At 35.5% G+C, this 8,934-nt stretch carries 7 protein-coding genes and 1 pseudogene; 6 read left to right on the top strand and 2 right to left on the bottom strand.

Annotation, left to right across the window (positions count from 1 at the left end):
- Nucleotides 1-63: 63 nt before the first annotated feature.
- Nucleotides 64-1,431 (bottom strand): PQQ-dependent sugar dehydrogenase, encoded by a 1,368-nt coding sequence (locus AB4Y90_RS11560; RefSeq protein ID WP_441557733.1) that lies wholly within the window; start codon nt 1,429-1,431, stop codon nt 64-66.
- Between the two features lie 209 nt (nt 1,432-1,640).
- On the opposite strand from AB4Y90_RS11560, the gene secD reads away from it, so the two are divergent.
- The 5 genes and pseudogenes from secD (at nt 1,641) to AB4Y90_RS11585 (ending at nt 7,479) form a co-directional block, all read left to right on the top strand.
- Nucleotides 1,641-4,538, top strand: coding sequence for a protein translocase subunit SecD (gene secD / locus AB4Y90_RS11565; RefSeq protein ID WP_441557734.1), 2,898 nt, complete (start codon nt 1,641-1,643; stop codon nt 4,536-4,538).
- Between the two features lie 164 nt (nt 4,539-4,702).
- Nucleotides 4,703-5,929 (top strand): annotated as a pseudogene (locus tag AB4Y90_RS11570) (TCR/Tet family MFS transporter); the annotation flags it as partial.
- A gap of 61 nt (nt 5,930-5,990) precedes the next feature.
- Nucleotides 5,991-6,323, top strand: coding sequence for a Sec-independent protein translocase subunit TatA/TatB (locus tag AB4Y90_RS11575; protein ID WP_441557735.1), 333 nt, complete (start codon nt 5,991-5,993; stop codon nt 6,321-6,323).
- A gap of 3 nt (nt 6,324-6,326) precedes the next feature.
- Nucleotides 6,327-6,893, top strand: coding sequence for a phosphatase PAP2 family protein (locus AB4Y90_RS11580; RefSeq protein ID WP_441557736.1), 567 nt, complete (start codon nt 6,327-6,329; stop codon nt 6,891-6,893).
- A gap of 130 nt (nt 6,894-7,023) precedes the next feature.
- Nucleotides 7,024-7,479, top strand: coding sequence for a tRNA (cytidine(34)-2'-O)-methyltransferase (locus tag AB4Y90_RS11585; protein WP_441557737.1), 456 nt, complete (start codon nt 7,024-7,026; stop codon nt 7,477-7,479).
- A 164-nt stretch (nt 7,480-7,643) separates the two neighbouring features.
- Here AB4Y90_RS11585 and AB4Y90_RS11590 read toward each other — a convergent pair whose 3' ends face one another.
- Nucleotides 7,644-8,117 (bottom strand): 23S rRNA (pseudouridine(1915)-N(3))-methyltransferase RlmH, encoded by a 474-nt coding sequence (locus tag AB4Y90_RS11590; RefSeq protein ID WP_441557738.1) that lies wholly within the window; start codon nt 8,115-8,117, stop codon nt 7,644-7,646.
- A 31-nt stretch (nt 8,118-8,148) separates the two neighbouring features.
- Here AB4Y90_RS11590 and AB4Y90_RS11595 point away from each other — a divergent pair.
- On the top strand, nt 8,149-8,934 hold a 786-nt coding region (locus tag AB4Y90_RS11595; protein WP_441557739.1), incomplete at its 3' end, for a YihY/virulence factor BrkB family protein.

Below are 8,934 nucleotides of genomic sequence, written 5' to 3' on the forward strand. Positions count from 1 at the left end.
ATTAATCTGCTCAATCAGCAAAATCTGCGAGATAAATTATTTTTATTTAAACAAGCTCTTAAATTATTTAATCATGATTTTTTGACTAAAAGATTTCAAATCTCCCGATTTAATATTGATATAATAAACTCCTGCGGGGATTCCTGAGATGTTAATACCGTTATCAAAATCGAATTTTGTTTCATCTAAAACCTTTCTTCCTTCGGTACTGAAAATTTCGGCAATATTGTTGTTACCTTTCAATCCATCCACAAAAATTCTTTCTGATGCAGGATTTGGGTAAACTCTGACTTGATTAAATGCAGCATCTTGTACTCCCAAAGTAGTTGTGGTAATTTTGTAAATTTTACCATTATTTACGGCAGCCACATAAAGTTCTTTCAGATTATCTTCTCCGAAAGTCGAAAAATTATTTCCGGTAAATGGTGTCGTCCAAGAAATTGAATTATTGGGATCCATTGTGCCGATTTGCGAAGAACAGTAATCTGCGAAAAAATATTTTCCCTGTAAAGACGGGTTTTGAGTTCCACGGTAAACATAACCACCGGTAATGGAACATTTGCTTCCTGAATGATCGTACACAGCAACAGGAAATGTCATTGTTGAAGAAGCGGCGCAACCGGTTGTGTTGTACGTATTGTTTCCTTCGTAGCATCTCCATCCATAATTGATTCCTGCTTGTGTTATCGGCATTCGGTTGATTTCTTCAAATAATCCTTGTCCTACATCAGCAATCATTACGTTTCCGCTGGTTAAGTCAAACGAATATTTCCATGCATTTCTTAAACCGTAAGACCAGACTTCGTCAGCGCCGTCAACTCCGGCTCCTGCAAAAGGATTTCCTGCAGGAATATTGTATGCAGCGGTAGAATTAATATCAATTCTAAGCATTTTTCCTAATAAAGAATTTTTATTCTGAGCATTGTTATTAGGATCACCGCCGCTTCCGCCATCTCCTGTTACCACCCATAAATTTCCGTCAGGAGCAAAGTGAATGCTTCCGCCATTGTGATTATCAAAAGGTTTTGGAATATTTAAAATAATTTTCTCAGAATTAGGATCTGCAACATTTGCATTTGCGGTACTTACAGAATATCTTGCTACGATAATATTTCCTGCCGTGTTATTATAATAAACAAAAAAATACCCGTTTGAAGAGTATTGAGGATGAAAAGCAAGTCCTAAAAGTCCGCGTTCACCGCCGAACAGTATTTTACTGCTTATATTTAAAAAATCTGCAGAATTTATCGTTCCGTTAGGTTGTATTATTTTAATGATTCCATTTTGTTGTACTACAAAAAGGCGGCTGTCGTTTGCGTTAGTAATTTCTACAGGACTTGTAAGTCCGGTTGCAAATTCTTCTAATACAAAGCTTTGAGATTGTATGATTAAAGAAGAAAATAATGTTAATGAAAGTAATAGTTTTTTCATAATATTTTGAGATTTAAGGTGTTGTAAAGTTTTGAATGAAAATTTTGTACCAATACTTATTTTTAATGCTAAAGAAAATAGACCGGAAAATATCTTTAAAACCAGATTGCCGATATATCTGAAAATAAACCATTTCTGTTGTTAAAAGTTCATAAAATATCAATAAAATCATTATATTTGCCGACTTAATTTAACGTAGTTATAACAAAATGCAAGGAAAAGGACTTATTACAATTGTTGCTATTGTACTAGGGTTAATTTGCTTAAATGAGCTATTACCAACCTGGTACGCCAGCAAAATTGAATCGCAAATCGAAGCTGCGAACGGAAACGAGAAAGAAATTCAGAGATTAAAGGACGAAACTTTAAATCTTGGGTTTACAGAACTTTCTTATGCTAAGGCAAAAGACAAAGAAATGAAGCTTGGTCTTGACCTGAAAGGGGGGATCAACGTTCTTTTGGAGATCAATCAGAGAGATCTGGTGAATGATTTAACCAATTATTCTACCAATCCTATTCTTATTGAAGCGCTGAACAGAACAGACGAAGCTCAGAAAAACTCTACTAAATCTTATATCGACAATTTCTTTGTTGAGTTTGATGCCGTAAACAAAGCAAAAGGTGCAAACCTTAAACTTGCAGATCCTGAAATCTTCGGAAATACTAATCTTTCTGAGATTAAATTCAACACCACGGATGAGCAGGTAAAAAGCATCGTTAAGAAAAGAATTGATCTTTCTGTAGGTACCGCTTTTGAGGTTATCAGAACCAGAATTGATAAACTGGGAGCTATTCAGCCAAACGTACAGAGAGTTCCGGGAACGGCAAGAATCTCTGTAGAAATGCCGGGTATGAAAGATATCGATAAGGTGAAGAAAATGCTTCAGACTTCTGCAAAGCTTCAGTTTTGGGAAGTACAGCAATTTGCTGAAGTTGCACCTTATTTCCAGACTTTAACAGCGGCAGTTGCTACAAAAGGTGACTCTATGGGAGTTGCAAAAAACACCAATTTCCTAAACCTTATGCAAGGCGGAAAATCAGGAAGCATGAGCTCTGTAGGAAGTGTAAAATTGACAGATACTGCAAAAGTAAACAAGATCTTAAACAGTAAAATTGCACAGTCTTTACGTCCTGCAAATATTAAATATACCCAGTTTATGTGGGGTTACAAGCCAGAATCTACAGATGAAAAAAGCTTGGTTCTGTATGCTGTAAGAGGTAATGTTAACCAAAAAGCTCCGGTAGATGGCGCTGTAGAAACTGCAAACATCGGTTACGATGAATTGAGCAGAGTGGTGGTAGATATGCAAATGGATTCTAAAGGTGCTAAAGACTGGAAAACCCTTACTGAGAAAAACGTAGGTAAACCGGTTGCTGTAACTTTAGATAACAGAGTATATACTGCGCCAAATGTACAGGGTGCAATTCCTAACGGTAGAACTCAGATCTCTGGTAACTTCTCTCAGGAAGAAGCTAAAGAATTGGTAGACGTTTTAGGAGCTGGTAAATTACCTGCAGGTGCAAAAGTAGTACAGGCTACACAAGTAGGTCCGTCTTTAGGACAGGAATCTATCGATGCAGGTGTAATGTCTTTTGCTATCGCATTCTTAATTATTATTGTTTATATTATATTTTATTACGGGGGAGCTGGTGTTTATGCAGTAATTGCCATGATCATCAACCTTTTCTATATTTTCGGAATTATGGATTCCGGAGACTTTACACTTACACTTCCGGGGATTGCAGGTATTGTACTTACAATGGCGATGGCTGTAGATACCAACGTAATTATCTATGAAAGAACTAAGGAAGAATTGTTTGCAGGAAAAAATATTTTAGAAGCTTACAAAGACGGTTTCAAACATGCATTGAGTGCTATTATCGATGGTCACTTAACGACTTTATTGACGGCGGCTGTATTATTTTTCTTCGGTACAGGTCCTATCAAAGGATTTGCAATTACTTTAGGAATTGGTATCGTGATGACATTGTTTACTTCGGTTTTATTATCGAGAGTAATGATCTTCAGCAGATTAAATAAAGGAAAAGGATTGTCTGTTTGGACAGCGCCAACCAAAAATTTATTCAGAAATACCTGGATCGATTTTATCGGAAAAAGAAAAATTGCTTATGGAATTTCAGCGGTATTAACAGTAATAAGTCTTGTATCAATCTTTACACATGGTTTCAAATACGGAATCGATTTTACAGGAGGTAGAAATTACGTAGTTAAATTTGAAAAAAATGTAAATGCTGATGATATTGAGCATAATCTTGCAAAACTTTTCAAAACTCAGGATGGTAAAAACTCTTCGGTTGAAGTAAAAACTTTCGGTAACGATAAGCAAATGAAAATCTCTACCGATTACCTTATCGACGATGAATCTTTAAATGCTGACCAGACTATTGAACAGAAATTATATGAAGGATTAAAATCTGAGCTTCCTTCAAACCTGAGTTTAGCAGATTTCAAATCGGCAGACAGAGGAAATGCGGGAATTATCTCTTCTGAAAAGGTAGGACCTACAGTTGCTGACGATATTCAGCTGCATGGTATTTTGGCTGTTGTTGCTGCTTTAGCGGGAATCTTTATTTATATCTTATTTAGATTTAGAAAATGGCAGTTCTCTTTAGGAGCGGTTGCTGCGTTATTTCACGATGCCATCATTATTTTGGGAGCATACTCTTTATTGCACAAAATAATGCCTTTCAATATGGAGATCAATCAGGATTTTGTGGCAGCTATTCTTACAGTATTGGGTTATTCGATCAATGATACTGTAATTATCTTCGACAGAATCAGAGAATATCTGAGAGAGAAGAAAGCGCTTACTTTATCAGGATTGTTTGATGATGCAATTTCCAGTACATTAGGTAGAACGTTCAACACTACATTTACCGTATTATTGGTGATCTTTGCGATCTTCATCTTTGGTGGAGACAACCTTAGAGGATTTATGTTTGCATTGTTAGTCGGTATTGGTTTTGGAGCATATTCATCCATCTTCATTGCATCGGCAATTGCTTACGACTTCCTTAAAGCAGGGAAAGAAGAAGAAGTACACGGCAAATCTTCTTCAGATAAAGAATTGCTTGCTACAAAGTAATATCAACTACATTAAATATATTGAAGAGCCTTTCACAAGAAAGGCTCTTTTTTTATTATAAAAAAAAAATAAAAAATTATCTATCAACTATCAACCAATAACATCAACCAACCAAAAACAATTCACCAATTTAGAATGAATATTTTTTTCGATTTGCCTATTTTTGCACAATAATGGAAAATTCAAAAAAACAAGCGGCAATGAGTTTTATATTTATCACATTGCTGATAGATATAACGGGATGGGGAATCATCATTCCTGTGGTTCCGCAACTGATTAAAGAACTGATTCATGCAGACATCAGCGAAGCTGCAAAATACGGAGGCTGGCTTGGTTTTGCTTATGCTTTTGTTCAGTTTGTTTTTTCTCCGGTTGTCGGAAATCTTAGTGACAAGTTTGGAAGAAGACCGATCATTTTGATTTCACTTTTCGGTTTTGCTATTGATTATATTTTGCTGGCTCTTGCTCCGACAATTTTGTGGCTGTTTATAGGACGAATTATTGCCGGAATTACCGGTGCAAGTGTTACCACAGCAAGCGCTTATATCGCAGATATTTCTACAGATAAAGACAGAGCCAAAAACTTCGGGTTGATTGGTGCAGCATTTGGTTTAGGTTTTATTATTGGCCCTGTTTTAGGAGGTATTTTAGGACATTACGGAGCTCGGGTTCCGTTTTATGCAGCAGCAGGTTTATGCCTTTTAAATTTCCTTTACGGTTATTTCATCCTTCCTGAAAGTTTAGATAAAGACAAAAGACGCGAGTTTAGCTGGAAACGTGCAAATCCGGTTGGCTCATTCAGATTTTTAGGAAAATATCCTGAAATTTCAGGCTTAATTTTCGCTTTGATTTTAATTTATATTGCAGGTCATGCGGTACAAAGCAACTGGAGCTTTTTTACCATGTATGAATTTGACTGGACGGAAAGAATGGTCGGAATCTCTTTAGGCGTTGTTGGTCTTTTGGTAGGTTTGGTTCAGGGAGTTTTAATAAGATGGACAACTCCAAAACTCGGCGAGCAAAAAAGTATTTACTACGGATTAATTTTATATGCGATAGGATTGCTGCTGTTCTCATTCGCATCTCAAGGCTGGATGATGTTTGTGTTTTTAGTTCCTTATTGTTTAGGCGGAATCTGCGGTCCTGCATTGCAGTCTGTGATCACAAAATCGGTTCCTTCAAATGAGCAGGGAGAATTGCAGGGAGCATTAACGAGTTTAATGAGTGCAACATCCATTATCGGACCTCCGGTAATGACCAACTTATTTTATTTTTTCACGCATGAGGAAGCGCCTTTTAAATTTTCGGGTGCGCCTTTCTTTTTGGCATTTTTATTAATGTCTGTAAGTGTATTGATTACTTATTACGCCTTTCAGAAAAAGAAATCTTAAAATTTATTTAAAAATTAAATATATAACAATTTATATATACAATCTTTTGTAATTTAGCACAATGGAATTAAGCATTGGAGAAATGGCACTTATTGCCATTGCAATTGTAGTTTTATTTGGTCCGGATAAACTACCTCAAATTGCTCGTGACCTTGGAGCAGGAGTAAGAAAAATGCGTGGCGCAGTAGAAGACATCAAAACCGAGATCATGAAAGAAACAGATAATCCTGTTTCTGAAATAAAACGTGAGATCGAGAAGGTGAAAGATGCTGCAAAAGATTTTAACCCGATGAAGAACATCGAAGAAAATATTTTAAACGAACAACCTTCAGCAGAATTACCTAAAGTAAAACCTGCTGATGATGAAACTTACGAAGGACCGGTAAGCCGTTAAAATATGGAAGAAATTATTCAGGAAGACAAAAATCTGTTCCTTTATCTCAACAATTTAGGCGATACTCATTTTGACCAGTTTTGGATGATGATTTCTGCAACGTGGATCTGGGTTCCGCTGTATGTAATTCTCTGTTATCTTCTTTATAAAAATTTCAAGCTAAAATCTCTGCTGTATATTCTCCTTTTCGTTGCAATCGGGGTTACTGTTTCAGACCAGGTTTCAGGGATTTTTAAATATGGTGTTGCAAGATTAAGACCCTGTCATGATCCTTCAATTCAAAACGCAATGCGTATTGTAAAATGTGGCGGTCAATACGGTTTTTATTCTGCACATGCTTCAAATGTTTTCTTTTTGGCAAGTTATCTTACTTTTTTATTGAAAGATAAGCTTAAATGGTTTCCTTATGCGATATTTTTCTGGGCTGCGGTTGTAGCTTACAGCCGTATATATTTAGGAGTACATTTCCCGATAGATATTTTGACAGGAGCTTTTGTTGGGATTTTATTGGGAGGACTTTTTGCTATGTTCGCAAAAAAAGTGATTAACAAACAAACTATAAATTCTTAAAAAAGATTTACTTTTTTTAGTTTAATTACATTTTTAAATTATTATTTCCTGGCTGATTTAAAACAACTTTACGAACGTAAAATCATTTGCGAGTTTTACGTAAAAACATTTCCAGTTAAATTAAAAAATCATGTTAAATATAGTTCTTGTAGAACCAGAAATTCCCAATAATACCGGAAATATCGGGAGATTATGCGTAGGAACCGAAAGYCGACTACATCTTATTCATCCTTTCGGATTTCTGATTGACGACAAAAATCTGAAACGTTCCGGTTTAGATTATTGGGTGCATCTTGATGTAACGGAATACGAAAATGTTGATGAATGGATAAAAGTAATTCCCGATTTGTCGCGTGTTTTTCTAATGAGCGCACGTGCGGAAAAATCATACCTTGATATCGATTTTCAGGATGGCGACTGGTTGGTTTTCGGGAAGGAAAGCGTAGGTTTAAGCAAAGACGTTTTAGACCGTTTTGAAAATCATTTAACGATTCCTATGTCGAATTTAATCAGAAGTTTTAATATTGCCAATTCGGTTGCATTTGTAGTAGGAGAGGCGAAAAGGCAGATTGGTTTAAAAATTTAGTTTTTTAGTTCCCATAGATTTGACGGATTTTCACAGATTATAAGCGCAATAATCCGTGAAAATCTGTGAAATCTGCGGGATTAATTATTTTATTTCAACAGCAATTCAAATAACATGAAAAGATATTCTTCTGATGCAACCTATTATTTAATTCCTGCTACCTATCAATCGTTATGATACGGTTTTCCTTGTAAAATCTGATCAGCTCTGTAAAGCTGCTCTATAATAAACAAACGGATCATCTGATGCGTAAATGTCATTTTAGATAAAGACATTTTCTCGTTGGCTCTGCTGTAAATTTCATCTGAAAAACCATACGCTCCACCAATCAGGATATGAACTTTTTTAACGGAAGAATTCATCCACGAATCTATTTTACCTGAAAATTCACGGCTTGTAAACTGTTTTCCTTTTTCGTCTAAAAGAATAACCAGGTCGTTTTTATCGATTTGGTTTAAAAATAATTTGGCTTCTTCTTTTTTAAGAAGATCGGAAGAAAGGTTTTTGGCATTTTTCACATCCGGAATTTCTGTAATCTCAAAATTCCAGTGTTTGGGAAGCCGGGTAAGGTAATAACCGATTAAAGATGTAATTTCTTTGTCATCTGTTTTCCCAATACAAACTAAACTGATTCGCATTTCTTATATTTGCTAAGCGCAAATATACTTTATGGCTATAAAAATTCCTAAATTTATCCTGAAATTTCAAGAATTTCTAGACGACATTCATCTTCCGGTAATCGGAATATCGCTTTGGCAGATGTTTCAGATCTATATTTCGGGAATTTTTAAAGGAAACATAGGGCGAAAAGCTGCGGCAATTTCCTGGAGCTTTACCTTGAGTTTATTTCCTTTTTTACTCTTCCTACTTTCGGTAATTCCTTACATGCCGCATTACGATAAGCTTCAGTTCTATATTTTTGAAGTTTTAATGCATAATATTTTTCCATCTAATATTGAAGGCGATGTAAGAGGTTATATTCAGGATAACATTATTCCCAATATGAAGGGAATCAGCAACTTAACTATCTTGATTGCTTTGGTTTTTGCAACAAACGGAACTTTTTCTTTAATTAACGGTTTTAATGAAAATTCTGAAGAAAAACTCACGGATGTGAAAGAGTTTATTCTCTCGTTTTTTATAACCATTGGCTTTGTAAGCATCATATTTTTAGCGCTTTTCGGTGTATATTATACCGAGGTTGTTATCAAGGATTTTTCACCGGGCTATAATCTTTCTTGGCTGGTTAGGAATTTATCTAAAATCATCGGTTTCTTTTCTTTTCCTTTTTTCTACTTTATCCTGTTAGCAATGTTTTATTGGTTGGGAACAGTGAAAATTATCAGATTCAGGCAGGCAATTCCTGGTGCAATTTTAACGACGGTCTTATTTGTGGTAACCACTTATTTCTTTGCATTATATGTGAAAAATATTGCCCGCTACAACGTACTTTAT

Origin of the sequence: Chryseobacterium sp. 2TAF14, from assembly GCF_052115105.1 — a bacterium.
In the GTDB taxonomy this organism is placed as follows: domain Bacteria; phylum Bacteroidota; class Bacteroidia; order Flavobacteriales; family Weeksellaceae; genus Chryseobacterium.